The sequence below is a fragment of the Klebsiella sp. FDAARGOS_511 genome (assembly GCF_003812845.1).
Lineage (GTDB): Bacteria > Pseudomonadota > Gammaproteobacteria > Enterobacterales > Enterobacteriaceae > Klebsiella > Klebsiella grimontii.
In genome coordinates this window covers 4,999,690-5,026,554 of the sequence record NZ_CP033824.1, presented here as the reverse complement: position 1 = coordinate 5,026,554, position 26,865 = coordinate 4,999,690, and the positions used below count along the sequence as shown (strand labels likewise).

The 26,865-nt window shown below is 60.4% G+C and carries 22 protein-coding genes; 11 read left to right on the top strand and 11 right to left on the bottom strand.

The genetic code is table 11. The features are described from left to right. Positions 1-112: 112 nt before the first annotated feature. From EGY08_RS25330 to EGY08_RS25305, 6 genes are read right to left on the bottom strand one after another with little or no spacing between them, the layout of a single operon-like run. Entirely contained in the window at positions 113-1,627 is a 1,515-nt protein-coding gene (locus tag EGY08_RS25330) for an ABC transporter substrate-binding protein (protein WP_123829108.1), read from the bottom strand. After that, positions 1,608-2,642 carry an ABC transporter ATP-binding protein gene (locus EGY08_RS25325; protein ID WP_049113245.1) on the bottom strand — a complete coding sequence of 345 codons (1,035 nt, stop codon included), beginning with the start codon at positions 2,640-2,642 and terminating at the stop codon, positions 1,608-1,610. Before EGY08_RS25325 ends, EGY08_RS25330 begins: the two co-directional genes overlap by 20 nt. Further along, positions 2,642-3,622 (bottom strand): ABC transporter ATP-binding protein, encoded by a 981-nt coding sequence (locus tag EGY08_RS25320; protein WP_064362993.1) that lies wholly within the window; start codon positions 3,620-3,622, stop codon positions 2,642-2,644. Before EGY08_RS25320 ends, EGY08_RS25325 begins: the two co-directional genes overlap by 1 nt. Next, complete coding sequence (locus tag EGY08_RS25315) at positions 3,619-4,464, bottom strand: ABC transporter permease (RefSeq protein WP_049113248.1); 846 nt, start codon at positions 4,462-4,464, stop codon at positions 3,619-3,621. The genes EGY08_RS25320 and EGY08_RS25315 overlap by 4 nt, the downstream gene beginning before the upstream one ends. Continuing rightward, positions 4,461-5,399 (bottom strand): ABC transporter permease, encoded by a 939-nt coding sequence (locus EGY08_RS25310; RefSeq protein WP_123829107.1) that lies wholly within the window; start codon positions 5,397-5,399, stop codon positions 4,461-4,463. The genes EGY08_RS25315 and EGY08_RS25310 overlap by 4 nt, the downstream gene beginning before the upstream one ends. After that, complete coding sequence (locus EGY08_RS25305; protein ID WP_049113251.1) at positions 5,399-6,298, bottom strand: proline iminopeptidase-family hydrolase; 900 nt, start codon at positions 6,296-6,298, stop codon at positions 5,399-5,401. Before EGY08_RS25305 ends, EGY08_RS25310 begins: the two co-directional genes overlap by 1 nt. A 201-nt stretch (positions 6,299-6,499) precedes the next feature. Here EGY08_RS25305 and EGY08_RS25300 point away from each other — a divergent pair, with 201 nt between their 5' ends. Both EGY08_RS25300 and EGY08_RS25295 read left to right on the top strand, forming a co-directional pair. Beyond that, the gene (locus tag EGY08_RS25300) at positions 6,500-7,252 is read left to right on the top strand and encodes a helix-turn-helix transcriptional regulator (RefSeq protein WP_049113268.1); all 753 of its coding nucleotides are present in this window, start codon (positions 6,500-6,502) and stop codon (positions 7,250-7,252) included. Positions 7,253-7,336: 84 nt separating this feature from the next. Continuing rightward, entirely contained in the window at positions 7,337-8,269 is a 933-nt protein-coding gene (locus EGY08_RS25295) for a proline iminopeptidase-family hydrolase (protein WP_049113253.1), read from the top strand. Here EGY08_RS25295 and EGY08_RS25290 read toward each other — a convergent pair. Continuing rightward, positions 8,241-9,359: a succinylglutamate desuccinylase/aspartoacylase family protein gene (locus EGY08_RS25290; RefSeq protein ID WP_087829100.1), complete on the bottom strand. Its 1,119-nt coding sequence runs from the start codon at positions 9,357-9,359 to the stop codon at positions 8,241-8,243. The genes EGY08_RS25295 and EGY08_RS25290 overlap by 29 nt on opposite strands. A gap of 14 nt (positions 9,360-9,373) precedes the next feature. On the opposite strand from EGY08_RS25290, the gene EGY08_RS25285 reads away from it, so the two are divergent. Next, on the top strand, positions 9,374-9,829 hold the full coding sequence (locus EGY08_RS25285) for an Lrp/AsnC family transcriptional regulator (RefSeq protein ID WP_004122605.1): 456 nt from the start codon (positions 9,374-9,376) through the stop codon (positions 9,827-9,829). On the opposite strand, the gene EGY08_RS25280 is transcribed toward EGY08_RS25285, so the two are convergent. From EGY08_RS25280 to EGY08_RS25265, 4 genes are all read right to left on the bottom strand, one after another. Further along, complete coding sequence (locus EGY08_RS25280) at positions 9,830-10,555, bottom strand: ABC transporter permease (RefSeq protein ID WP_004122607.1); 726 nt, start codon at positions 10,553-10,555, stop codon at positions 9,830-9,832. Then, complete coding sequence (locus EGY08_RS25275) at positions 10,552-11,244, bottom strand: ABC transporter permease (RefSeq protein ID WP_024359158.1); 693 nt, start codon at positions 11,242-11,244, stop codon at positions 10,552-10,554. The genes EGY08_RS25280 and EGY08_RS25275 overlap by 4 nt, the downstream gene beginning before the upstream one ends. Positions 11,245-11,308: 64 nt before the next feature. Then, positions 11,309-12,082, bottom strand: coding sequence for an ABC transporter substrate-binding protein (locus EGY08_RS25270; RefSeq protein WP_123829106.1), 774 nt, complete (start codon positions 12,080-12,082; stop codon positions 11,309-11,311). 27 nt (positions 12,083-12,109) lie between these two features. Then, positions 12,110-12,871 carry a dimethylarginine dimethylaminohydrolase family protein gene (locus EGY08_RS25265; RefSeq protein ID WP_123829105.1) on the bottom strand — a complete coding sequence of 254 codons (762 nt, stop codon included), beginning with the start codon at positions 12,869-12,871 and terminating at the stop codon, positions 12,110-12,112. A 383-nt stretch (positions 12,872-13,254) separates the two neighbouring features. Here EGY08_RS25265 and EGY08_RS25260 point away from each other — a divergent pair, with 383 nt between their 5' ends. From EGY08_RS25260 to yegQ, 8 genes are all read left to right on the top strand, one after another. Beyond that, positions 13,255-14,499, top strand: coding sequence for an MdtA/MuxA family multidrug efflux RND transporter periplasmic adaptor subunit (locus tag EGY08_RS25260; RefSeq protein WP_004122633.1), 1,245 nt, complete (start codon positions 13,255-13,257; stop codon positions 14,497-14,499). After that, positions 14,499-17,621, top strand: a complete 3,123-nt coding sequence (locus tag EGY08_RS25255) for an MdtB/MuxB family multidrug efflux RND transporter permease subunit (protein ID WP_004122635.1) — start codon at positions 14,499-14,501, stop codon at positions 17,619-17,621. The genes EGY08_RS25260 and EGY08_RS25255 overlap by 1 nt, the downstream gene beginning before the upstream one ends. Then, positions 17,622-20,699 carry a multidrug efflux RND transporter permease subunit MdtC gene (gene mdtC, locus EGY08_RS25250; protein ID WP_123829104.1) on the top strand — a complete coding sequence of 1,026 codons (3,078 nt, stop codon included), beginning with the start codon at positions 17,622-17,624 and terminating at the stop codon, positions 20,697-20,699. Between the two features lies 1 nt (position 20,700). Further along, positions 20,701-22,116 (top strand): MFS transporter, encoded by a 1,416-nt coding sequence (locus EGY08_RS25245; protein WP_123829103.1) that lies wholly within the window; start codon positions 20,701-20,703, stop codon positions 22,114-22,116. Next, positions 22,113-23,648 (top strand): two-component system sensor histidine kinase BaeS, encoded by a 1,536-nt coding sequence (baeS, locus tag EGY08_RS25240; protein WP_123829102.1) that lies wholly within the window; start codon positions 22,113-22,115, stop codon positions 23,646-23,648. Before EGY08_RS25245 ends, baeS begins: the two co-directional genes overlap by 4 nt. Next, the gene (baeR, locus tag EGY08_RS25235) at positions 23,645-24,367 is read left to right on the top strand and encodes a two-component system response regulator BaeR (protein ID WP_004122643.1); all 723 of its coding nucleotides are present in this window, start codon (positions 23,645-23,647) and stop codon (positions 24,365-24,367) included. Before baeS ends, baeR begins: the two co-directional genes overlap by 4 nt. Before the next feature lie 179 nt (positions 24,368-24,546). Then, positions 24,547-25,266 (top strand): tetratricopeptide repeat protein, encoded by a 720-nt coding sequence (locus tag EGY08_RS25230; RefSeq protein ID WP_123829101.1) that lies wholly within the window; start codon positions 24,547-24,549, stop codon positions 25,264-25,266. A gap of 119 nt (positions 25,267-25,385) precedes the next feature. After that, a complete protein-coding gene (yegQ, locus tag EGY08_RS25225) occupies positions 25,386-26,747 on the top strand; it encodes a tRNA 5-hydroxyuridine modification protein YegQ (RefSeq protein ID WP_004122648.1) in 1,362 nt (453 codons plus the stop codon). The last annotated feature ends 118 nt before the right edge of the window (positions 26,748-26,865 follow it).

Sequence of the window (26,865 nt, the reverse complement as noted above, 5' to 3'; positions counted from 1 at the left end):
TTAGTTTTTATAGTAAAAGTTAATGTACTGGTTGATATGCATCAAACCGCGTCGTGCCGCCGGTAAGATGAAAAAGGCGCCGGCGTCAGAGACCAACCGGCGCAAAGAGGCATTAGCGTTTTACGGTATCCTCCAGGAAGAAACGTCCCAGCGGATTCTGATAAAAACCATCGATATTTTTGCGGCTGACGTTACGGTACGGGCTGTAGTAGAGGTCAACCCAGTTCACGTCGGCCTTAGCCATTTTTTGCAGGTCGATATACATCTGCTCGCGCTTTTTACCGTCCATTTCGACGCGCGCGGCAGCCACCAGCGCTTTTACCTGCTCGTTATGATAGCGAGTCATATAGTTCATATTGGCATCGTGACCAAGCACGAAAGTGGTTTTCTGATCGGGGTCGAGAATATCGTTGGTCCAGTACATCACCGAAATATCGTACTCTCCGGCCACCAGCATATCCCAGCTCTGGCTCGGGTCGACTTTTTGCAAATTCACCGTCACCCCGGCTTTCGCCAGCTGCTGTTGCAGCAAAATGGCAATCTGCTCATCGACTTCATCCCCGGCGTTGACCACGTAGTTCAGCTTCAGATCGGCAGCGCCCGCCGCTTTTAGCATCGCTTTGGCCTTCTGCGGATCGTAAGGCCGACGAAGATTATCCTGATAGTGGTAAAGCGCCCCGGCGGGAATATAGGAGTTGGCCACCTGGCCGTAGCCAAAGGTCACGGTCTTCACGATCGCGTCTTTATCAATCGCGAAGTCCAGCGCCTGGCGCACCTCTACCTTGCCCAGCGCGCCGTGAGAATGGTTGATCAGCAGATGGTCCTCGCGCGTGGAGGGGTCCAGCTCCACCTTCAGATTGGCATCCTTTTGTAACGATGCAATGCGCGAGAAAGGCACGGTCAGCGCGGCGTCGAGCTCGCCGGCCTGCACCTTCAGCATGCGGGTATTATCGTCCGGAATGGTTAACCACTCCACGCCATCGAGGCTAACGTTTTTCGCCTGCCAGAAGTGCGGGTTCTTCACCAGCACGATCTTTTCCCCGCGCAGCCACTCTTTCACGCTAAACGCGCCGGAGCCCACGGTTTTTTCGGCAAACGCCTCTTCGCCTTCCGCTTTCATCGCCTTCTGCGAAATCACCGAGGCGTTCGGCAGGGCAAGCTGCGACAAGAACGGCGCTGACGGCGATTTCAGCGTCACTACCAGCGTGCGCGGGTCCGGGGCTTCCGCTTTGGCAATAATGCTATAGGAGTCGCGCCACAGCGAGCCTTCATCATCGCGGATACGAATTAAGCTAAACGCCGCATCGCTGGCGGTCAGCGGTGTGCCGTCAGAGAAGGTCGTGTCGCGAATTTTAAAAGTGTAGACCTTGCCATCCGGAGAAATCGTCCAGCTCTCAGCCACGCCCGGCTCCAGCTTCGTCCCGCTCTTATCTACCCGCACCAGCGGGTCAAAAACGTTGGAAAAGACCCAGTTATCCGCGTTTTGCGCCGATTTTATCGGGTCAAACGTGGTGCTGTCCTCCCGGCGGCCAATGGTCAATACCCCCGCCGCCTGGGCCATTTCGCTCACCACGCTAAGCGCCAGAAAAACGCTCGCCGCCAGTAACTTAACTTGCCTGTGCTTCATCAAAAGATCCCCCTGTTAAAGGAAAAACGGTCTCATCACCCGCGAGGTTGAGCACGCAGGCATAAGCGCGGTCGGCAATCTGCCGGGTTGGTGGTGGTGCGCCGGTGCGGCACTGCACCTGCGCATAAGGGCAGCGCGGATGAAATGCACAGCCTTGTGGAACGGCAACGGGGCTGGGCGGCTCGCCCCCCAGCAAATTCTTCGGTAGGGGTTTATCCGGGTCGATTTCCGGGATCGCCGAGACCAGCGCGGCGGTATAAGGATGCAGCGGACGGGTGAAGACCGCCTCTGCCGGCCCCTCCTCCACAATCCGCCCAAGGTACATTACCGCCACCCGATCGCAGAGCCGCCGCACAATCGCCAGATCGTGGGCGATAAACAGAATCGCCAGCCCCATCTTCTCCCGCAGCTCCATCAGCAGGTTGACGATCTGTCCCTGAATAGAGACGTCCAGCGCCGCGACGCACTCATCGGCCACGATCAGTCGCGGCTCCATGGCCAGCGCTCTGGCAATACCGACGCGCTGGCACTGGCCGCCGCTAAGCTGGGCTGGTTTCGCGCTGGCCTGCTGCGGACGCAGGCCGACCAGGGTGAGCAGTTCTGCTACCCGCAGCGCCTCCTGCCCGCGGGGCACTTTTTGATGCACGCGCAGCACCTCGGCGATGCTCTCTCCCACGGTCTGCCGGGGGTTTAACGAGGCAAAGGGATCCTGGAAAATCATCGCGCTTTGCTGGCGCAGACGGGCGATATCGCTGGTTAAGCCATGGGTAATACGCTGCCCCTCGAACCGCACCTCGCCATCGGCTACCCGTTCAAGCTGTAACAGCGCTCGGCCAAGCGTGCTCTTGCCGCTGCCGGACTCGCCGACCAGACCGAGCGTTTCGCCAGGAAAGATCTGCATCGTGACCTGGTTCACCGCGTGCACGACCCGCTTCGGCTGCCAAAGACCGCCCGATACCGGGAAGGTGACGCAAAGATTATCGGCCTCAAGCAGCGGCCAGTGAGCGTTAACCATTATCCCTCCTGCCGGGTCAGCGTGGGTAACCGGTGATGACAAGCCACCGCGTGGCTATGGCGATCCTGTCCGTAATGCAGCGGCGGCTGCTGCAGGCACGCTTCATCGGCGCGGCGGCAGCGCGGATGAAAGCGACAGCCTGATGGAAAGTGGTCGGCGCTCGGCGGCTGGCCGTCGATGATCGTCAGCCTCCCCCGTCCGCCTTCGCTGGCCGGCTGACAATCAATAAGTCCGCGGGTATAAGGGTGCAGCGGCCCGGCGAGCACTTCGCGTTTGTCGCCCACCTCGCAGAGCCTGCCGCCGTACATCACCGCGATCCGGTCGCAGGTTTGCGCCACCACCCCGAGATCGTGGGTGATCATAATGACCGCCAGCCCCAGCTCGGCACGCAGGTCGCTGAGCAGGCGCAAAATCTGCATCTGCACGGTGACGTCCAGCGCGGTCGTCGGTTCGTCGGCAATCAGCAGCCTCGGTTCCGGCGCGAGGGCGACGGCGATCATCGCCCTCTGGCGCATCCCGCCGGAAAATTCGTGCGGATAGCTATTGAGCCGATTCTGCGGGTCCGGGATGCCGACCTGGCGCAGCAGGGCCAGCGCATCCTCCCGCGCCTGACGGCGGTTTGCCGAAAAATGGAGGCGCCGGCTTTCCGCGATCTGCTCCCCAATGGTCATCACCGGATTGAGATGGCTGGTCGGGTTCTGGAAAATCATACCGATTTCCCGCCCGCGCACCGCCGACATTTGCCCTTCGCTGAGGGGCAAAATATCCCGGCCGTCGAGCACAACCTCACCGCCGCTAATCCGCAGTCCGTCCCCCGGCAGCAGGCGCATCAGCGCCCGGCAGGTCACGGTTTTTCCCGACCCGCTTTCGCCAACCAGCCCCAGCATCTCCCCGGCTTCAAGCGCGAATGAGACGTTATCGACCAGCGCGATATCCTCGCCGCGCGTAACCGTCAGGCGATTCACCTTCAGCAAACTCATCCCCGTCCTCCTAACTTGTCGCCGAGCCCATCGGCCAGCAGGCTAAAGCCCATCGCCAGCAGCACGATGGCGAGCCCAGGAAAGGTGGTTATCCACCATGCGGTAGTGATAAAGCTCTGCCCTTCGGCCACCATAACGCCCCATTCGGCGGTTGGCGGCTGCACGCCGAGCCCGAGATAGCTCACCGCAGCTCCGTTCAGCAGCACCAGTACGCAGTCGGACATCGAAAAAACGATCGCTCCGGTTAGCGCGTTCGGCAGCAGATGGCGGAACAAAATCCGCAGATGGCCGTAGCCCAGACTGCGGGCCGCCAGAATAAAATCGCGCTGTTTCAGCGTCAGTACCTGAGCGCGCACCAGCCGGGCGTAGGAGACCCAGCCCACCATCGCCATCGCGATGTAAAAGCTGCTCAGCCCCGGCCCGAGAATGGCGATGATTGCCAGCATCAGCACCAGAAACGGAAAGGCCAGCACGATATCAATAACCCGCATCACCAGCGCATCGACCACGCCGCCAGAATAGCCGGCAAGCGCCCCCAGCGCGGTGCCGAGCATAAAGGGGAACAGCACCCCCAGCAGGCAGATTTGTAGATCGACCCGCGCTCCCCACAGCACGCGGGAAAAAACGTCGCGGCCAAAGTTGTCGGTACCGAAGAGATGCGCGCCGCCCGGCGACAGCAGGCTGGAAGAGGCGTCCTGGGCAATCGGATCGAACGGCGCGATCCACGGCGCCAGACAGGCGACCAGCAGCCATAGCCCGACGATCGCCAGTCCGGCACAGAGCGCCTGCTGACGCGGGATAGCCCGTTGACGCAGGCGGGAAAACGTCGCTATCGCCTTCATAGTTTTATCCTCGGGTCGAGGGCCACGGTAAGAATATCCGCCAGCAGGCTGACCGCTACGGTCGCGAGAGCAAAGACCATCACCACGCCCTGTACCACCATGTAGTCGCGGCTAAAAATCGCTTTAACCAACAGCTGTCCGACGCCAGGGATGGCAAACACGCTTTCGATCACCACCGTACTGCCGATGAGCCAGCCAATATTCACCGCCAGCAGATTGATGGTCGGCACCAGAGAGTTCGGCAGCACGTGCCGCCAGAAGATACGTCTTTCCTGCTGCCCCCGCGCCCGGGCCGCCACCACATAGTCGCTATTCATCTCCATCAGCAGGCTGGCGCGCAGGTTGCGAATCAATACCGCCGACAGCGCCAGCGCCACGGTCAGGCACGGCAGAACCATATGGTGCAGCTGGTCTAAAAAATCGCTGCCGTAGCCGGAGACCGGAAACCAGCCGAGCACGATACTGAACAGCAGAATCAACATGATACCGAGCCAGAACGCCGGAAACCCGAGCCCGGCGGTCGTAAACAGACGGATCAGCCTATCGGCGAGGCGCCCGCGCTGGCGGGCGGCTATCGCCGCCAGCGGTACCGTCAACGCTATTGCCAGCAGAACGCTGCCGAGCACCAGCCATAGCGTCGGTTCCAGACGCGAAGTAATCAGCTTCAGGGTATCGACCCGGTAAACAATTGACTTACCCAGCTCGCCCTGCAGCAGATTGCGCAGAAAATAGCCGTACTGAACCCACAGCGGTTCATCAAGGCCAAACTGCGCGCGGATGCGGGCCAGCGCCGCCGGCGTGCTGCGCACCCCGAGCAGAATACGCGCCGGATCGCCTGGGATGGCGCGCACCATCATGAAGGTGATCAGGCTGATACCCAGCAGAACCGGCAGCAGCTGTAGCGGGCGAAGAAGCAAAAAGCGGTAACGGTGCATCAACAGCCTCCCGCGTCGCGCTGGCGCGCCAGAAAATCGAGCAGCACCGGGTAGTAAGCCTGCGGCTCTTCGTAAAACGGCATATGGCTGCTGTTGGCAAAAATGGCTATTTCGGCGTTCGCCAGCCCCTGCTTCATTTTCAGGGCGCAGGCGGGCGTCAGTTCATCGTGCTGGCCGCTGGTGATCAGACAGGGCGCGCGGATTGACGCCAGTTCAGCGCTGCGGTTCCAGTTTTTCAAATTGCCGGTATAGAGGAATTCGTTCGGCCCCTGCATGGTGGTATACGGCCCCATATTCCAGTCCCCAAGCGAGCGGATAACCGGCTCTGGCCAGACGTCAAGACGGCACACGTGGCGATAATTCAGCAGAGTAATCGCCGCCTGATAGGCCGGATGATCCAACCAGCCGAGCGCTTCGTAGCGCTGCATCATCGCGACGGTTTCTGGCCCCAGCGCCCCGCGCAGACGGTTTAGCTCCTGCACCAGATGCGGCATATCAGCGACGGTGTTTTCCAGAATCAGCGAGCGAATTGCGCCAGGATGGTGCAACGCCACTTCAATCGCCAGCCATCCGCCCCACGAGTGACCAAGCAGATGCACCTTACCGAGCCCCAGTGCCTGACGCACGGTCTCCACTTCACGCACGTAGCGCGCCATCGTCCACAGGCTGGCATCATCCGGCCGATCGGACTTGCCGGTACCCAACTGGTCAAACGCGATCACCCGATAACCGTGAAGCTTCAGGCAGGAGTGGGCTTCGCGCAGATAATCGCAGGGCAGCCCCGGCCCGCCGTTGAGGCAGAGAACGGTCTCCTCGCCGTCGCCAAACTGATAGGCCACGACGTTATATCCCTCCACCGCAATGTTATGGCACTGATCGGGCGCTATTTCGCTCCACATGGTGTACTCCTCATCGTCAATAGCGCGGTTCTGGCGTTGCGTTAACGCTAACGGCAACGCCGGAGGCTGAACAGTTAGCAAAAATACTAGTTTTGCGCGGCGCCGGTGCGGCACCGGAATTGCATGCCTTTTGCGCTAACTATTGACGGATTTGCACAAATCGTGCCCGTCGCAGGTCTCGTTTTAGATGAAGGGGGTTATATGCGACTGGAATTTGAACGCCCCGGCAGCGCGCGGGCGGCCAGCCTGGATGAGGCATTCAGCGGACTTTTTCACGCCACCCGGAAGTTAGGATTTGACGCGGTCATTTACGACTACACGCCGGTCCCGCGTTCTCTGGAAGGGGAGCTGATTACGCCTTCGCTGCTGAAAACGTGCAATGTGCCGGAAGATATGCGCCAGCTATGGTGCGAGCGCGGATATTACCAGGTTGATCCGGTGCAGCACTGCGCGCTAGAAAGCTGCGCGCCTTTTGTCTGGTCCTATCAACGACCGGACAACAGCATGCTGCGCGGGAGGTTGAACAATCACGCCACCGCGGTCACCGACTATATGCGCGAACATAATATGCCCTGCGGGGCGACGGTTCCCCTGCATCTCCCCAACGGCAGTTTCGTCACTCTCACCGGCATCCATACCGGCCAGCGTCAGGAACGGGAAATCAGCGCCACCCTGGCGCAGCTGATGCTGCTCGCCCACCAGTTTCAGGAGTCGGCGTTTCCGCTGTTCGACAGCACCCTGCTTACCTGCCGTCATGTGAAGCTAAGCAACCGCGAGCGCGAATGCCTGGCGTGGTCCGCCGAAGGACTTACCGCCAAAGAGATCGCCCGCAAGCTGCACCGCTCGGTGGCGACGGTGACGCTGCATCTTAATACCGCAGCCAAAAAGCTCGGCGCCAGCAACCGCGTACAGGCGGTAGTCCGCGCCCTGCACTACCGTCTGCTCGACAGCTAAGAACTAGCATTTTTGCTAGTGTTCAGCCGCGGTTGTCACCCTTTACCCTGAAAGCCGGTCCACTTAGCAGGGTAAAGATGATTCATGTATACCATCAGCGAAGGTTACGCCCCGTTTCGGCGCTATCAAACCTGGTTTCGCGTTTGCGGCGATATCGATAGCGGGCTCACGCCGCTGGTCATCGCCCACGGCGGGCCGGGGTGCACGCATGATTATGTTGATGCGTTCCGCGATATCGCCCTCAGCGGGCGGGCGGTGATCCACTACGATCAGTTAGGCAACGGGCGCTCAACCCATCTCCCGCAGCAGCCCGCCGACTTCTGGCAACCGGCGCTGTTCCTCGACGAACTGGCTAACCTGCTGCAGCATCTCAATATTGCCGATAATTACGCCCTGCTCGGCCAATCGTGGGGAGGTATGCTCGGCGCGGAGCACGCCGTGACGCGGCCAAAGGGGTTAAAGGCGCTGATTATCGCCAATTCCCCGGCATCGATGGCGCTGTGGCTACAGGGAGCGGCCAGGCTGCGGGCGCAGCTTCCCGCCGACGTCCAGCAGACGCTGCTGGCCCATGAGGCGGCGGGAACGCTGGACAGCGCGGAATATAAGGCGGCAAGCCAGGTATTTTATCAACGCCACGTCTGTCGGCTCGATCCCTGGCCGGCGGAAGTGCGGCGTACCTTCGATGCCATGGATGCCGATCCGACGGTTTATCACGCCATGAATGGCCCAACCGAATTTCACGTCATCGGCAGCATGAAAGCGTGGACGATTATCGACCGCCTCGCGCGCATTACGGTTCCGGTCCTGCTGATTTCGGGGCGCTACGATGAAGCCACCCCGGAGGTGGTACAACCCTTTATGGACCACATCCCCGACGCGGAGTGGGTCATTTTCGAAGCCTCAAGCCATATGCCGCACGTCGAAGAACGCGAGCTGTGCATGAAGACAGTGAACGACTTTTTAACCCGCGCGATAAACGAAAAGCCGCTTACAGCGCCAGCCCGCCTCCGCCGCTGAACGGCCGCTCGCCGGCGATTTTCATCACTTCGGCCCCCAGGGTGACAAACGGCGCCCGACGGCTGGCATAAATCAGCCCGCCCGATGTCGGGCGGACCGCTTTGACCATATCGGTCAGCGGATCGATGATTTCCGCAACCACATCGTCGGCGCTGACCCACTCGCCGGGCTGTTTTAACAGCACCAGGATGCCGGTGGCCGGGGCGGTAACAATCTCCCCAGCGGCAAACGGCAGCATTACCGTTTCCTGCTGCGGAATCTCAGGCCTCGAGCCGGCCAGTACGCCGCGGTACTGCAGGTAGCGATAAAGACGTTCGGCATCGTCGCAAGCGGTGGCGTGATCCACCTCCTGCTGGCCGCGCAGTTCGACGGTCACCGCCATACAGCCGGGCTGCTGCTGCGACTGCAATGAATCAAGCGCCGTCAGGCGCTGCCACGGCAGGCCGCAGGCCTCATCAAAGGAATGACCGCCGCTCTCCTGCGACAGCAGTACCGCGCCGACGCCGAGAAAAGCCGCCAGAACCTTCGCCTCGCGTTGCCAGGCCGGGTCAGCGTAGAGATGTAAAATCGCCTGGTCATCGCAGTGCAGATCGAGCACCAGATCGGCATCGCAGGCGAGGCCCAGCAGATGATGGCGCAGGGCCTGAACTTCGCTGACGACGGGCAGCGCCGCCAGCGCATCCCGCATCGCTGCGCGCACCTGCTGCAGATACTCGCGGCGCGAGCCGGGCGATGGCGGACGCAGATAGGGCTGCGCCAGGGCAGCCAGATCGGGGAAGTCGCGGTTAAAATTACGCCCGCTCGCCAGATCGAAACGACCTACGCCGCCGCTGAGCAGCACCTGGGCCAGCCCCGGCGGGTTAGCCACCGGTACGAGAATGATTTCGCCGCGCAGCTCGCCGCGCCGTTCCGCCTGGCTGAGTAATCTTTTAAGATAATGCAGAACCAGCATGCCCGGAATTTCATCGGCGTGCAGCCCCGCCTGCAGATAGACCTTCTCTCCTGTGCCGGGCGCGCCGAAATGAAAATGGCTTAATTGCCGCTGCCCACCGAGTGCATGTTCAGGTAATGTATAGTGTTTAATTTTCATTGGACGTCCTGGTTGTGGAAAAGAAAATCCGGCTTGACCGTATCGATCACAAGATCCTTGAAATCCTGCGCCGGGATGGCCGCATTTCTTATCAAAAGCTCTCGGAGCAGGTAAACCTTACCGCCCGTCCGTGCCTGGAACGGGTGCGCAGCCTCGAGCGCGACGGCATTATTCGCGGCTACAGCGCCATTGTAGAACTGCCCGAGCCGGAGCACGCGTTTGTGGTGCAGGCGCAAATCGCGCTGGCCGACCACGGGCGATCGCAGCCGGTGTTTGAACAGGAGATGCGCCAGACGCCCGAAGTGCTGGACTGCTGGCTGGTCAGCGGCAGCTTCGACTTTCTGGTGCGTATCGGCTGTCGCAGCATGGCGCACTACTGCCAGCTGGCGGATAGCTGGCTGACCAGTAAAAAGTTTCACGTTGATAAAATCGTCACCCTCACCGAACTGCAGGCCATTAAGCGATCCTGACTAGCCGCGACGGATAAACGCCAGCCAGCGCCGCTCGGCGCGCGCGAAGGTGAAAATCAGCAAAAAGGTGCAGAGCAGATACAGCGCCGCGGCCATCAGAAACGGAATAAACGGCGAATAGGTCATGGCGTAGAACGCGCGGGCCACGCCGGTAATATCCAGCAGGGTCACGGTGCTGGCCAGCGACGTGGCGTGCAGCAAAAAGACCATTTCATTATTCAGCGCCGGGATCCCGCGCCTCAAGGTCGCGGGCAGAACCAGACGGCGAATAATCTGCCATTTCCCCATCCCGTAGGCTTCTCCGGCGACCCACTCCTGGCGCGGGAAAGTCACCATCATCCCCGCCAGCAGCTCCGCGACGTACGCGGCAGTGTTGAGCACCAGCGCCAGGGTGGCGCAGAAGGTCGCATCGCGAAACAGCAGCCAGAACGGCTGGTCGTTCATCCAGCCCGTCTGTACGATATCGAACTGCGACAGGCCGTAGTAAATCAGCATCAGTTGGAGATAGAGCGGCGTGCTGCGAAAAAAATATGTAAACGCGCGAATGGGTAGCGCCAGCCCGCGCGGGCCGTACACCTGCCCCACCGCCATCGCTATCGCCAGCGCCATCCCGGGAACGATGGAGAGTAAAAACAGCTCCGCCGTGACCGCCAGTCCGCTGGCGGCGCCGTTGCCGTCGCTCCACAAAAAGCTCGGGATCGCATCGATAAAGGTTTGCAGATTCATAAGGCCGCCCCCGCCGTGGAAGAGCGCAGCGCGTAACGCTTCGCCAGGCGGCTGAACAGCCAACTGGAGAGCGCGGTAATCACCATGTAAATCAGCGAGACCAGAAAGTAGAAGAGGAACGGCTTTTGCGTGGCGCGCCCGGCCTGTTCGGCCAGCCAGACCATATCCTCAAGGCCGAGGATCGACACCAGCGCCGACGCTTTCATCAGCCCCAGCCAGTTGTTGTTGATGCCCGGGATCGCGAAGCTCAGCATCTGTGGCAGCATCACCCGGCGGAACACCGTCCAGGGTCGCATCCCGTAGGCCTGCGCGGCTTCGGTTTGCCCGCTATCGACAGTCAGAAACGCGCCGCGAAAAGTCTCGGTGTAATAGGCGCCGAAAACAAAACCAATCGCCAGCACGCCGGAGATAAAAGTATTGAAGCGTACCGGCCCCAGCCCCACCAGACCCAGCAGCAGGTTAACCAGCATCTCGCCGCCGAAAAACAGCAGCAGCATAATTACCAGCTCCGGGATCCCGCGTACCAGCGTAGTGTAGGCGGTGGAAAACAGGCGCAGCCACGGCGGGCCGAAGAGCTTAATCAGCGAGTTAATCAGCCCCAGCAGCAGAGCGACCAGTAATGAAGAGAGCATCACGCACAGCGAAAGCGCCGCGCCGCGTAACAACAGGGGTAAATAGTCTGCGACCATATTCAGCCTTCCGCGGAGGTCGTAAAGGGGCGCAGGCCAGCGCCCACGCCCGTACCTTTACGACTTATTTGCCATAAATATCAAAGCTAAAGTATTTTTTCTGAATGGCGTCATAGGTTCCGTCGGCGCGGATTGCCTTAATGGCCCCGTTCAGCGCATCGCGCAGCGCCGGATTGTCCTTATTGACCGCAATCCCGACGTCGGAGGAGATCCCGCCATCCTGGATAACCGGGCCGGCAAAGGCGAATTTCTGCCCGCGCGGCGTATCGATAAAGCCGGTCGCCGCCTGGATATTATCCTGCAACGCGGCGTCGATGCGCCCGGAGAGCAGGTCGAGATAGACATTATCCTGGTTAGCGTAACCGACAATTTTCACGCCGTGGTTGGCCCAGTTGGCCTTCGCAAACGCTTCATGGGTGGAGCCCGTCTGGACGCCGACGGTTTTGCCTTTCAGGCTGGCGGCATCCGGCAGTAGCGGGCTGCCTTTGCGCGCCACCAGTTGCGCCGCGCTGCGGTAGTAGCGGTCGGTGAAATCCACTTCCTTTTTACGTTCATCGGTAATATTGAGCGAGGCGATAATGGCATCGAACTTATGCGCGTTGAGGGCGGCGATCATGCTCTCAAAGGGCTGCTTCACGAAAACGCATTTGGCTTTTAGCTCGGTGCACAGCGCGTTAGCGATATCAATATCAAAGCCGGTGATTTCGCCGCTGGGCGCCAGCACGTCAAAAGGCGGATAGCCGCCATCGACGCCAAAGCTGATGGTGTCAAACTGCTGGGCGGCCAGCGGCGCGCTCAGCGCCATACAGGCCAGTAATGCGGCAAGGCGTATTTTCATTTTGATTCCCCGGTGTTGGCGCGATGATTAAAAACGCAGTGAGAGGCAGGTCAGGCCGCCATCCATTTTCTTAAATTCGCTGGTGTCGAGCTGCACGATAGGCATTCCCAGCTTGCTGATTTCACCGAGGGTATGGGGATAGCCCTGCGGCGTAATTAAGGTATCGTTAATCCACAGCGTATTTCCGGCGTAGGCCTCCTCTTCCGGGATGACGATGCTGTTGAAACCGCTAAACGCCGGATGGTTAACGTAGCCTTCCGTCAGCAGCAGCGTATTGCGGCCAACGTAGTTGACGATTGATTTCAGATGCAGACCGGCGCTGACTTCGATCGCCGCGACCTGATAGCCGTGCGGCTCAACGGCGGCGGCAAACTCGCGGATCCCCTGCTCATCGGTGCGCGCCGTCAGGCCGATAAAAAACTGTTTGTCCACCAGCAGCACGTCGCCGCCGTCCATATGCCCGCGCTCGCTCATCCGCACCAGCGGACGGAAACCCGCCAGCACCGGCGCAATAGTACCGACTTCGCCCTGACGGCTCGGCGCGCCCGGATGGGTAATCACCGCCAGTTCCGGCATGACCACGGCGGTATCTTCAACAAAGTGCGCATCAGGATAATCTGCCGCCGGGGGCAGGACCGTGACCTTCAGGCCAAGCTGCAGTAGGGTTTCCACATAGGCGAGAAACTGGTGGCTGGTCGTGGCGATATCCGGCGCGCCCAGCTGGGCGGTAGTTTGTCCCGCGCCGCAGGTGGCGGCCGGTAGGCGGGCGATAGCCTGGGTAAAATGCATAAAGAACCCTCTGGTATTGGTCGCATTGTTAAGGCAAAACGGTGAGTGAATTTGATTATTAATCAGATGCCGCCGCCAATCAGGCTGAATCACTTCCCCGGGCCGCTTATTCACGCTGTATATCAGTTCAGGTTCGACGTATTCCGCTGTTGGCACCCTGAAAGCGCCGAATGAGGGTAATAAGCATCCCTGTTCGCCAGGCCGGCAGCGGAAAATGACTAAGCGTAAATTGCGCGTAAATATTCACCGTAAACGGCTCAGCGAAAAGCCTTTTTTACAGACATATCTGGACAGTCTTTTCATAATTCCTCCATTTTTAAGCGGCGTTCGCTGGCTAAACTAGTATCATTCCGTGAAACGTTTCAGGATGAGATCGCAAATTAATGAAAGGTAGCAATAAAAGCCGTTGGGCAGCCGTGCTGGTGGTGGCAATCATCGCGGGTGCCGCGTACTGGTTTTGGCAGGGTCGCGAAGCGGCAAGCACGCCGTCGGCAACGTCGGCAGGTCCGGGGCCCGGCGGCGGGCGTCCTGGCCGTTTTGGCGCCGCCCTCGCGCCGGTGCAGGCGGCAACCGCCACCAGCGAAGCGGTGCCCCGCTATCTTTCTGGTCTCGGTACGGTAACGGCGGCGAATACCGTCACCGTTCGCAGCCGCGTCGACGGTCAGCTTCTGGCCATCCATTTTACCGAGGGCCAGCAGGTTAAAGCGGGCGATCTGCTCGCGGAAATCGACCCCAGCCAGTTTAAAGTCGCCCTCGCCCAGGCCGAAGGCCAGCTGGCGAAAGATCGGGCTACCCTGGCCAATGCCCGCCGCGATCTGGCGCGCTACCAGCAGCTGGTGAAAACCAATCTGGTTTCCCGTCAGGAGCTGGATACCCAGCAGTCGCTGGTCAGCGAAACCCAGGGCACGATCAAAGCGGACGAAGCCGCCGTCGCCAGCGCCCAGCTGCAGCTGAACTGGAGCCGCATCACCGCGCCGATCGACGGCCGGGTCGGCTTAAAGCAGGTGGATATCGGCAACCAAATCTCCAGCGGCGATACCACCGGGATCGTGGTGCTGACGCAAACCCACCCGATCGACGTCGTGTTTACGCTGCCGGAAAACCAAATCGCCACGGTGGTACAGGCGCAAAAAGCGGGGAAAAAGCTGGTCGTCGAAGCCTGGGACCGCACCAATAAACAGAAAATCAGCGAAGGCTCACTGCTGAGCCTCGATAATCAGATTGACGTCACCACCGGCACCATCAAGCTGAAAGCGCGCTTTACTAACCAGGACGATGCCCTGTTCCCGAATCAGTTCGTCAACGCCAGGATGCTGGTCGATACCGAGCAGAACGCGGTGGTGATCCCAACCGCCGCGCTGCAAATGGGTAACGAAGGTCATTTTGTCTGGGTTCTGAACGATGAGAACAAAGTCAGCAAGCACACCGTCACGCCGGGTATTCAGGACAGCCTGAAAGTGGTGATTAACGCCGGGCTTTCCGCCGGCGATCGCGTGGTGACCGACGGTATCGACCGTCTGACCGAAGGCGCGAAGGTTGAAGTGGTGGAAGCCCAGGATGCGGCTACCGCCGCCGAGCCGGCGAACGCCACCAGCCGCGAATACGGTAAAAAAGGAGCGCGCTCCTGATGCAAGTGTTACCGCCGAGCAGTACGGGCGGCCCATCCCGTCTGTTTATCATGCGCCCGGTCGCCACCACGCTGTTAATGGTGGCCATTATGCTGGCCGGGATTATCGGCTATCGTTTCCTACCGGTTTCGGCGCTGCCGGAAGTGGACTACCCAACGATTCAGGTGGTGACCCTCTATCCCGGCGCCAGCCCGGACGTGATGACCTCGTCGGTGACCGCCCCGCTGGAGCGGCAGTTTGGCCAGATGTCCGGCCTTAAGCAGATGTCTTCCCAGAGCTCCGGCGGCGCGTCGGTGGTCACGCTCCAGTTCCAGCTCACGCTACCGCTGGACGTCGCTGAGCAGGAAGTGCAGGCGGCCATCAACGCCGCCACCAACCTGCTGCCTTCGGATCTGCCTAACCCGCCGGTCTACAGCAAAGTGAACCCCGCCGATCCGCCGATTATGACCCTCGCGGTCACCTCTTCCGCCGTGCCGATGACCCAGGTCGAAGATATGGTCGAGACCCGCGTGGCGCAGAAAATCTCCCAGGTTTCCGGCGTCGGGCTGGTGACTCTGGCGGGCGGGCAGCGCCCGGCGGTACGCGTCAAGCTCAACGCCCAGGCGATCGCCGCCCTCGGCTTGACCAGCGAAACGGTGCGCACCGCGATTACCAGCGCTAACGTCAATTCGGCGAAGGGTAGCCTCGACGGCCCGTCGCGGGCGGTCACCCTCTCCGCCAACGATCAGATGCAGTCGGCGGAGGATTACCGCCGCCTGATTATCGCGTACCAGAACGGCGCGCCGATTCGCCTCGGCGACGTCGCCACCGTGGAACAGGGCGCGGAAAACAGCTGGCTCGGGGCATGGGCCAACAATCAGCGGGCGATCGTCATGAACGTCCAGCGCCAGCCGGGGGCGAATATTATCTCGACCGCCGACAGCATCCGCCAGATGCTGCCGCAGCTCACCGAAAGCCTGCCGAAATCGGTTAAAGTGCAGGTGCTTTCCGACCGCACCACCAATATCCGCGCGTCGGTCAGCGATACCCAGTTTGAACTCATGCTGGCCATCGCCCTGGTGGTGATGATTATTTACGTCTTTCTGCGCAACGTCCCGGCGACAATTATTCCCGGCATCGCCGTGCCGCTATCGCTGGTCGGCACTTTCGCGGTAATGGTGTTTCTCGATTTCTCGATTAACAACCTGACGCTGATGGCCCTGACCATCGCCACCGGCTTTGTGGTCGATGACGCCATCGTGGTGATTGAAAACATCTCCCGCTATATCGAGAAAGGCGAAAAGCCGCTGGCCGCCGCCCTGAAAGGGGCCGGGGAGATCGGCTTTACCATTATCTCCCTGACTTTCTCGCTGATTGCGGTGCTGATCCCGCTGCTGTTTATGGGCGATATCGTGGGTCGTCTGTTCCGCGAATTCGCCATCACCCTGGCGGTGGCGATTCTGATTTCCGCGGTGGTGTCGCTGACCCTCACGCCGATGATGTGCGCACGCATGCTCAGCCATGAATCGCTGCGCAAGCAGAATCGCTTCTCGCGCGCCAGCGAACGCTTTTTTGAGCGGGTGATCGCCGTCTATGGCCGCTGGCTGAGCCGGGTGCTGAATCATCCGTGGCTGACCCTGAGCGTGGCCCTCAGCACCCTGGCGCTGTCAATTATACTGTGGGTATTTATTCCGAAAGGCTTCTTCCCGATTCAGGACAACGGCATTATCCAGGGCACGCTACAGGCGCCGCAGTCCGCGTCGTTCGCCAATATGGCCGAGCGCCAGCAGCAGGTGTCAGCGGCGATACTTCAAGATCCGGCGGTGGAAAGCCTGACCTCCTACGTCGGCGTCGACGGCACCAACCCGGCGCTGAACAGCGCCCGCCTGCAGATTAACCTCAAGCCGCTCGATGAACGCGACGATCGGGTACAGACGGTGATTGGCCGTCTGCAGAACGCGGTGAGCGGCATCCCCGGCGTCGAGCTCTATCTCCAGCCGACCCAGGATCTGACCATTGACACCACCGTCAGCCGCACCCAGTACCAGTTCACCCTGCAGGCGAACTCGCTGGACGCGCTCAGCAACTGGGTCCCGCAGCTGCTGGCCCGGCTGCAGGCGCTGCCGCAGCTCTCCGACGTCAGCAGCGACTGGCAGGATAAGGGCCTGGCGGCGTATATCAACGTTGATCGCGACAGCGCCAGCCGTCTCGGCATCAGCATGGCGGACGTCGATAACGCCCTGTATAACGCCTTTGGGCAACGTCTGATTTCCACCATCTATACCCAGGCGAACCAGTACCGCGTAGTGCTGGAGCATGATACCCAAGCCACGCCGGGGCTGGCGGCGCTGGACAATATCCGCCTCACCAGCAGCGACGGCGGGATCGTGCCGCTCACCACGATCGCCAAAGTCGAACAGCGTTTTGCTCCGCTATCGATTAACCACCTCGATCAGTTCCCGGTCACCACCATTTCGTTTAACGTCCCGGACAACTATTCGCTGGGCGATGCGGTCGAGGCGATTCTTAGCGCCGAGCAGGCGCTGGAATTCCCGAGCGATATCCGCACCCAGTTCCAGGGCAGCTCGCTGGCCTTCCAGTCGGCGCTCGGCAGTACCGTCTGGCTGGTGGTCGCCGCGGTGGTGGCGATGTATATCGTCCTCGGCGTGCTGTATGAGAGCTTTATTCATCCGATCACCATTCTCTCCACCCTGCCGACGGCCGGCGTCGGCGCGCTGCTGGCGCTATGGCTGGCCGGGAGCGAGCTGGACGTTATCGCCATTATCGGCATCATCCTGCTGATCGGCATCGTCAAGAAAAACGCCATCATGATGATCGACTTCGCGCTGGCCGCCGAACGCGAACAGGGTATGCCGCCGCGCGAGGCGATTTATCAGGCCTGTCTGCTGCGTTTTCGTCCGATCCTGATGACCACCCTCGCCGCCCTGCTCGGCGCGCTGCCGCTGATGCTCAGTACCGGCGTCGGCGCGGAGCTGCGGCGACCGCTGGGGATTGGCATGGTCGGCGGCCTGATGCTCAGCCAGGTGCTGACGCTGTTCACCACGCCGGTTATCTATCTGCTGTTCGACCGCCTGTCGCTGTATATGAAGAGCCGCTTCCCGCGGCGTGAGGAGGAGGCGTAAGTGAAGTTTTTCGCCCTCTTCATTTATCGTCCGGTGGCGACGATTCTGCTTTCGCTCGCCATTACGCTGTGCGGCATCCTCGGCTTCCGCCTGCTGCCGGTGGCGCCGCTGCCGCAGGTGGATTTCCCGGTGATCATGATCAGCGCCTCGCTGCCCGGCGCGTCGCCGGAGACCATGGCCTCGTCGGTGGCGACCCCGCTGGAGCGCTCTTTGGGGCGGATTGCCGGGGTCAATGAGATGACCTCCTCCAGCTCGCTCGGCAGTACGCGAATCATTCTCGAGTTCAACTTTGACCGCGACATCAACGGCGCGGCCCGTGACGTGCAGGCGGCGATTAACGCCGCGCAAAGCCTGCTGCCGAGCGGCATGCCGAGCCGTCCGACCTACCGCAAAGCCAACCCGTCCGACGCGCCGATCATGATCCTCACCCTCACCTCGGATACCTGGTCCCAGGGTGAGCTGTACGACTTCGCCTCTACCCAGCTGGCGCAGACCATTGCCCAGATTGACGGCGTCGGCGACGTTGACGTCGGCGGCAGTTCGCTGCCCGCGGTACGCGTCGACCTCAACCCGCAGGCGCTGTTTAACCAGGGCGTGTCGCTGGACGCGGTGCGAACCGCCATCAGCAACGCCAACGTGCGTAGACCGCAGGGGGCGCTGGAAGACGCAACCCACCGCTGGCAGGTCGCGACCAACGACGAGCTGAAGACCGCCGCCGAATACCAGCCGCTGATCGTGCACTACAATAACGGCGCGGCGGTGCGCCTCGCCGACGTCGCCAACGTCACCGACTCGGTGCAGGACGTGCGCAACGCCGGGATGACCAACGCCAAACCGGCGATTTTGCTGATGATCCGCAAGCTGCCGGAAGCCAATATCATTGAGACGGTGGACAGTATTCGCGCCCGCCTGCCGGAGCTGCAGCGCACCATCCCGGCCTCTGTCGATCTGCAAATCGCCCAGGACCGTTCGCCGACCATCCGCGCCTCGCTGGAGGAAGTCGAGCAAACGCTGGTGATTTCGGTGGCGCTGGTGATCCTCGTGGTCTTCCTGTTCCTGCGCTCGGGCCGCGCGACGCTGATCCCGGCGGTGGCCGTTCCGGTATCGCTGATCGGCACCTTCGCCGCCATGTACCTGTGCGGCTTCAGCCTCAATAACCTGTCGCTGATGGCGCTGACTATCGCCATCGGCTTCGTGGTCGATGACGCCATCGTGGTGCTGGAGAATATTTCCCGTCATCTCGAAGCCGGCATGAAGCCGCTGCAGGCCGCGCTGCAGGGGAGCCGGGAAGTCGGCTTTACCGTCCTGTCGATGAGCCTGTCGCTGGTGGCGGTGTTCCTGCCGCTGCTGCTGATGGGCGGCCTGCCGGGAAGGCTGCTGCGCGAGTTCGCCGTCACTCTGTCGGTGGCGATCGGCATCTCGCTGGCGGTCTCCCTGACCCTGACGCCGATGATGTGCGGCTGGCTGCTGAAAAGCGGCAAGCCCCACGAGCCGACGCGCAAGCGTGGTTTTGGCCGCCTGCTGGTGGCGATTCAGGGCGGTTACGGTAAGTCGCTGAAGTGGGTGCTGAAGCACAGCCGCTTAACCGGCCTGGTGCTGCTCGGCACCATCGCGCTAAGCGTCTGGCTCTATATCTCGATACCCAAAACCTTCTTCCCCGAGCAGGACACCGGGGTGCTGATGGGCGGTATCCAGGCGGACCAGAGCATCTCGTTCCAGGCGATGCGCGGCAAGCTGGAGGACTTTATGAAGATCATTCGTGAAGATCCGGCGGTAGACAACGTCACCGGTTTTACCGGCGGCTCGCGGGTCAACAGCGGGATGATGTTTATCACCCTCAAGCCGCGCGATGAGCGCCATGAGACGGCGCAACAGATTATCGATCGGCTGCGCAAAAAGCTGGCGAAGGAGCCGGGGGCCAACCTGTTCCTGATGGCGGTACAGGATATCCGCGTCGGCGGCCGTCAGGCCAACGCCAGCTACCAGTATACGCTGCTGTCGGACGACCTCGCGGCGCTGCGGGAATGGGAGCCGAAAATCCGCAAAACGCTGGCGGCGCTGCCGGAGCTGGCGGACGTTAACTCCGACAGTCAGAATAACGGCGCGGAGATGGACCTGATCTACGATCGCGATACCATGTCGCGGCTCGGCATCAGCGTGCAGGACGCCAACAATCTGCTGAACAACGCCTTCGGCCAACGGCAGATCTCTACCATCTACCAGCCGCTGAACCAGTATAAAGTGGTGATGCAGGTCGACCCGGCCTACACCCAGGACGTCAGCGCCCTCGATAAGATGTTTGTGATCAACAGCGAAGACAAGCCGATTCCGCTTGCCTATTTCGCTAAATGGCAGCCGGCCAACGCGCCGCTGTCGGTGAACCACCAGGGGCTGTCGGCGGCATCGACCATCTCCTTTAACCTGCCTACCGGCAAGTCGCTGTCGGAAGCCAGCGACGCCATCAACCGGGCGATGACCCAGATTGGCGTGCCGTCCAGCGTCCGCGGGTCGTTCGCCGGGACCGCGCAGGTGTTTCAGCAAACCATGAACTCGCAGGTGATCCTGATACTGGCGGCCATCGCCACGGTCTATATTGTGCTGGGGATCCTCTATGAGAGCTACGTTCATCCGCTGACTATTCTGTCGACCATTCCGTCCGCCGGCGTCGGCGCGCTGCTGGCGCTGGAGCTTTTCGATGCCCCGTTCAGCCTAATCGCGCTTATCGGGATTATGCTATTAATTGGCATCGTGAAGAAAAACGCCATCATGATGGTCGATTTCGCCCTTGAGGCGCAACGCAACGGCAACCTGCCGCCGGAAGAGGCGATCTTCCAGGCCTGTCTGCTGCGCTTCCGGCCGATAATGATGACCACCCTGGCGGCGCTGTTCGGCGCGCTGCCGCTGGTGCTCTCCGGCGGCGACGGCTCCGAGCTGCGCCAGCCGCTGGGGATTACTATTGTCGGCGGTCTGGTGATGAGTCAGCTGTTGACCCTGTACACCACGCCGGTGGTCTATCTGTTCTTCGACCGTCTGCGGCTGCGTTTTTCGCGTAAAGTCCATCAACCGGTAAGCGAATAACATGACAGACCTCCCCTCCAGCGTGCGCTGGCAGCTATGGATAGTGGCCTTCGGCTTCTTTATGCAGGCGCTGGATACCACTATCGTTAACACCGCTCTCCCCTCGATGGCGAAAAGCCTCGGGGAGAGCCCGCTGCATATGCATATGGTTATCGTCTCCTATGTCCTGACGGTTGCGGTGATGCTGCCCGCCAGCGGTTGGCTGGCGGACCGCGTTGGGGTACGCAATATCTTTTTCTGCGCCATCGTGCTGTTTACCGCTGGCTCCCTGTTCTGCGCCCAGGCCGCCACCCTCGATGGGTTAATACTCGCCCGCGTGCTGCAGGGCGTCGGCGGCGCGATGATGGTTCCCGTGGGCCGCCTGACGGTGATGAAAATCGTCCCGCGCAGCCAATATATGGCGGCGATGACCTTCGTCACCCTACCCGGCCAGGTGGGCCCGCTGCTCGGCCCGGCTCTCGGCGGAATGCTGGTGGAGTACGCCTCGTGGCACTGGATCTTTCTGATCAACATTCCGGTCGGCATTGTCGGCGCCATCGCCACGTTGTGCCTGATGCCCAACTACACCCTGCAAACCCGCCGCTTCGATCTCTTCGGCTTTGTTTTGCTGGCCGCCGGTATGGCGACGCTGACCCTGGCGCTGGACGGCAGCAAAGGGCTCGGGATCTCACCCCTGTGGCTGGCGGGGCTGGTGGCGGTCGGCGTGGCGTCCATTCTCTACTATTTGTGGCACGCGCGCGGCAACCGCAATGCGCTGTTTAGCCTTAAGCTATTCAACAACCGCACCTTTTCGCTCGGCCTTGGCGGCAGCTTCGCCGGGCGTATCGGCAGCGGTATGCTGCCGTTTATGACCCCGGTGTTTTTACAGATCGGCCTCGGCTTCACGCCGTTCCACGCCGGTCTGATGATGATCCCGATGGTGCTCGGCAGCATGGGGATGAAGCGCATCGTAGTCCAGGTGGTCAACCGCTTCGGCTACCGTCGGGTGCTGGTGGCCTCGACTATCGGCCTCGCGCTGGTCAGTCTGCTGTTTATGGCCGTCGCCCTCGCGGGCTGGTACTGGCTGCTGCCGGTGGTGCTGTTTATGCAGGGGATGATCAACGCCAGCCGCTTTTCTTCTATGAATACGCTGACCCTGAAAGACCTGCCTGACGATCTGGCCAGCAGCGGCAACAGCCTGCTGTCGATGGTCATGCAACTGTCGATGAGTATCGGCGTGACCATCGCCGGCATGCTGCTGGGTCTCTACGGCCAACAGCATATCAGCGCCGATGCGGCGACCACGCACCAGGTTTTTCTCTATACCTACTTAAGCATGGCGGTGGTTATCGCGCTGCCCGCGCTGATTTTTGCCCGCGTACCGGACGATACCACGGTCAATACCGTGATTCGTCGCCGTAAAAGGAGTGAGTCTTGACGTTCTGGCGTCCCGGCATTACTGGCAAGCTGTTTATCGCGATTCTTACCACCTGCATCGTGCTGTTGATCAGCATGCACTGGGCGGTGCGCATCAGCTTTGAACGCGGATTTATCGACTATATCAAGCGCGGCAATGAACAGCGGCTGACGATGCTCGGCGATGCCCTGAGCGAGCAGTATGCCCAGCACGGCAGCTGGACGTTCCTGCGCAACAACGACCGTTTTATTTTTCAGTTGCTGAGAACCTTTGAACGCGACAACGACGACCGCTCGCCGCCGGGCCGCGGTATGGGTCATGGACCGAGGGATGAGCCGCACGGTGGCACCGGCCCCGAAGAGATGCCGCCGGGTGCCGCGCCGGACCGGCCGCTCGACGGTCCACGCGGCGATCGTGGCGATCGCGGTCCCGGCCCCGATATGCCTCCCCACGGCTGGCGTACCATGTTCTGGGTGGTCGATCAAAAAGGGCGCGTACTGGTGGGTCCGCGCGAGCGCGTGCCGCAGGACGGGACCCGGCGCAGTATTATGGTCGACGGCGTTGAGGTTGGCGCGGTTATCGCCTCGCCGGTTGAACGCCTGACGCGCAACACCGATATCAACTTCGACCGCCAGCAAAAGCGCACCAGCTGGCTGATTGTCGCCCTCGCCACGTTGCTGGCGGCGTTGGCCACTTTCCCGCTGGCGCGCGGCCTGCTCGCGCCGGTCAAAAGGCTGGTTGAGGGGACGCACCGTCTGGCGGCCGGGGATTTCTCCACTCGCGTTGCCGCCACCAGCAGCGATGAGCTGGGGCGTCTGGCCAAAGATTTTAACCAGTTAGCCAGCACCCTTGAGCGCAACCAGCAGATGCGCCGGGACCTGATGGCCGATATCTCCCACGAGCTGCGCACGCCGCTGGCGGTGCTGCGCGGCGAGCTGGAGGCGATTCAGGATGGGATCAGGAAATTCACCCCGGATTCCATCGCCTCCCTGCAGGCGGAGGTCGCCACCCTCACCAAACTGGTCGATGATTTGCACCAGCTGTCGATGTCCGATGAAGGCGCCCTCTCCTACCAGAAAAGCGAGGTGGATATCATCAACCTGCTGGAGGTCGCCGCCGGCGCGTTTCGCGAACGCTTCGCCAGTCGCGGGCTGTCGATCGGCGTTTCGCTGCCGGAAAGCGCGACGGTTTTCGGCGACCGGGATCGCCTGATGCAGCTTTTTAATAACCTGCTGGAAAACAGCCTGCGCTATACCGATAGCGGCGGCGGCCTGCAGATTAGCGCCAGCCAGAGCGGCGATAGGCTGATTCTCGATTTCGCCGATAGCGCCCCCGGCGTCACCGATGAACAGCTGGAGCGGCTGGTTGAGCGTTTTTACCGTACTGAAGGGTCACGCAATCGTGCCAGCGGCGGCTCTGGTTTAGGGCTGGCGATTTGCCTTAACATCGTCGCGGCCCACGGCGGCACTTTGCGTGCCGGCCATTCGCCTTTGGGCGGGGTTAGCATTAAAGTAGAACTACCTCTGGAACGTCATTTATCGAGAGACGTATGACTGAATTACCTGTTGATGAAAACACGCCACGCATTCTTATCGTGGAAGATGAGCCCAAGCTGGGTCAGCTGCTGATCGATTATCTTCAGGCGGCGGGCTATGCGCCGACGCTGATTAATCACGGCGATCGGGTTCTCCCGTACGTTCGCCAGACGCCGCCGCATCTGATCCTGCTGGATCTGATGCTGCCCGGCACCGATGGCCTGACCCTGTGTCGGGAAATCCGCCGTTTTTCTGAGGTTCCGGTGGTGATGGTGACCGCCAAAATCGAAGAGATCGACCGCCTGCTGGGGTTAGAGATCGGCGCCGATGATTATATCTGTAAGCCCTACAGCCCACGCGAGGTGGTGGCCAGGGTCAAGACCATTCTTCGCCGCTGCAAACCGCAGCGCGATCTGCAGGCGCTGGATGCGGAAAGCCCGCTGATTGTTGACGAGGGGCGCTTCCAGGCCTCCTGGCGCGATAAGCTGCTGGACCTCACCCCCGCCGAGTTCCGCCTGCTGAAAACCCTCTCCCAGGAGCCGGGTAAAGTCTTCTCGCGCGAACAGTTGCTGAATCATCTGTACGATGATTACCGGGTGGTCACCGACCGAACGATCGACAGCCATATCAAGAACCTGCGGCGTAAGCTGGAGTCGCTGGACGCCGATCAGTCGTTTATCCGCGCGGTGTACGGCGTTGGATACCGCTGGGAAGCCGACGCCTGCCGGCTGGCGTAATTGGCCATCTGCCCCATATTTTCCCCGGCTTGCGCTGCGCATAGCCGGGCTACAGACTCACTTCAGTCCGGCCTGGCGGCTAAGCCATAATCTGAGAATACCCTCGCTGATAAGAAATGGCCTGACAGTATGTTATATTGCGCATGGATATTTTCTTATACGTTGGATGGTATAAAATAATGATAATAAAAGGAAAAATAGGACTTTCCTGTACTCTTCTTCTGCTCTGCGCCGCTGCCAGAGCAGAAATCACCGAGCAGCAGATCGAGGCCGACTGCGCAAAAATCCCGGTCTGGGCCAGCCAGGGCGAGCAGTACTATAAAGCCAAAAACTACTCTAAAGCGCGCAACGCTTTCGAGCAGCAGGCTGCGTGGAGCGAAAGCTGTGCCCTTGATGACAGCGCCATCGCCACGGCCTACAACAACGTGGCGCTGACCTGGATACGCGAAGGCCAATGGCGTAAAGCCCGCGCCTGGCTGATGATAAGGCCGAACGACAGCAAGTCAGTTTACAATCTGGGGCTTATCAAAGATAAGCTGGCCGCCATGCCGCAGCCTGTTTCAGCAGCGGGAGAGTACTGGCGCTATGCCGGGCGCGCCTCCTGGAACGTCCTTACCTTGAAGCCTTTACCACAATCATCACAGTATTACGTTGATTTTCAAGGCTATTATTTCGGTCTAATGGGAATGTATGCCGGCCCCAACATGGGGGAATTCTCTGAAACGGTTACGCTTAACAACAACCACGCCGTCGTAGCGCTTCGCGAAGGGGATGTTATTCACTGTAATATCTCACTGGCGTTTTCTTCGCAGGCTATCGACGCCAGTACCGATACCCCTGCGGACTGTGGTTTTGGTATGAACGTCAGGGCCGACGGGCGCTATCTGCGCGTTGATTAAACCGGACGGTTTACTCCCCTCTCCCGCAGCGCTACAATGCCCGCCCTTAATGTGGGGGCACTCCCCAACTCGCCGCACCGGGTGCGGCGAATCTGACCTGTCATCAGAACGAGAAAATCATGTTTAAACCGGAACTCCTTTCCCCGGCGGGAACGCTGAAAAATATGCGTTACGCTTTCGCTTATGGCGCAGACGCCGTCTATGCGGGCCAACCGCGCTACTCGCTGCGCGTGCGTAATAACGAATTCAATCACGAAAATCTGCAGCTCGGCATCAACGAAGCCCACGCGTTGGGTAAAAAGTTCTATGTGGTGGTCAATATCGCACCGCATAACGCCAAGCTGAAAACGTTTATTCGCGATCTGAAGCCGGTAGTGGAAATGGGGCCCGATGCGCTGATCATGTCCGATCCGGGGTTAATCATGCTGGTGCGCGAGAATTTTCCCGACATGGATATTCACCTCTCGGTACAGGCTAACGCCGTCAACTGGGCAACGGTCAAGTTCTGGCAGCAAATGGGGCTGACCCGCGTTATTCTCTCCCGCGAGCTGTCGCTGGATGAGATCGCCGAAATTCGTAGCCAGGTGCCGGAGATGGAAATCGAAATTTTCGTTCACGGCGCGCTGTGCATGGCCTACTCCGGCCGCTGCCTGCTCTCGGGCTATATCAACAAACGCGACCCAAACCAGGGGACCTGCACCAACGCCTGCCGCTGGGAGTATAACGTCCAGGAGGGCAAAGAAGACGACGTCGGCAATATCGTTCACAAGCACGAGCCGATCCCGGTGCAGAACGTCGAGCCGACGCTGGGCATCGGCGCGCCCACGGACCAGGTGTTTATGATTGAAGAAGCCAAGCGCCCGGGCGAGTACATGACCGCTTTCGAAGACGAACACGGCACCTACATCATGAACTCGAAAGATCTGCGCGCGATTGCCCATGTTGAGCGCCTGACCCAGATGGGCGTCCACTCGCTGAAAATCGAAGGCCGCACCAAATCACATTACTATTGCGCCCGTACCGCTCAGGTCTACCGCAAGGCCATTGACGACGCTGCCGCTGGCAAACCGTTCGACACCTCCCTGCTGGATACCCTGGAAAACCTCGCCCACCGTGGCTATACCGAAGGCTTTCTGCGCCGCCATACCCACGACGACTACCAGAACTACGAGCACGGCTACTCCGTATCCGAACGCCAGCAGTTTGTCGGCGAATTTACCGGCGAGCGCAAAGGCCAGCTGGCCGCGGTGGCGGTGAAAAACAAATTTTCCGTCGGCGACAGCCTTGAGCTGATGACCCCGCAGGGCAACGTCAACTTTACCCTTGAGCATATGGAAAACGGCAAAGGCGAAATCATGCCGGTCGCGCCGGGCGATGGCCACACGGTATGGCTGCCTGTTCCGGAAGATATGGCGCTGCAGTATGCGCTGCTAATGCGCAATTTTGCGGGCCAGACGACCAGAAACCCGCACGGTAACTAGTTAATCAGGGTTATTTTTTCACGATGTAAAGATATTAGAAACGGATCACATACCGTTTCGTTCAAAGCAGATATCATCCATTTCGCTGAAAAACATAACCCATAAATGCTAGCTGTAC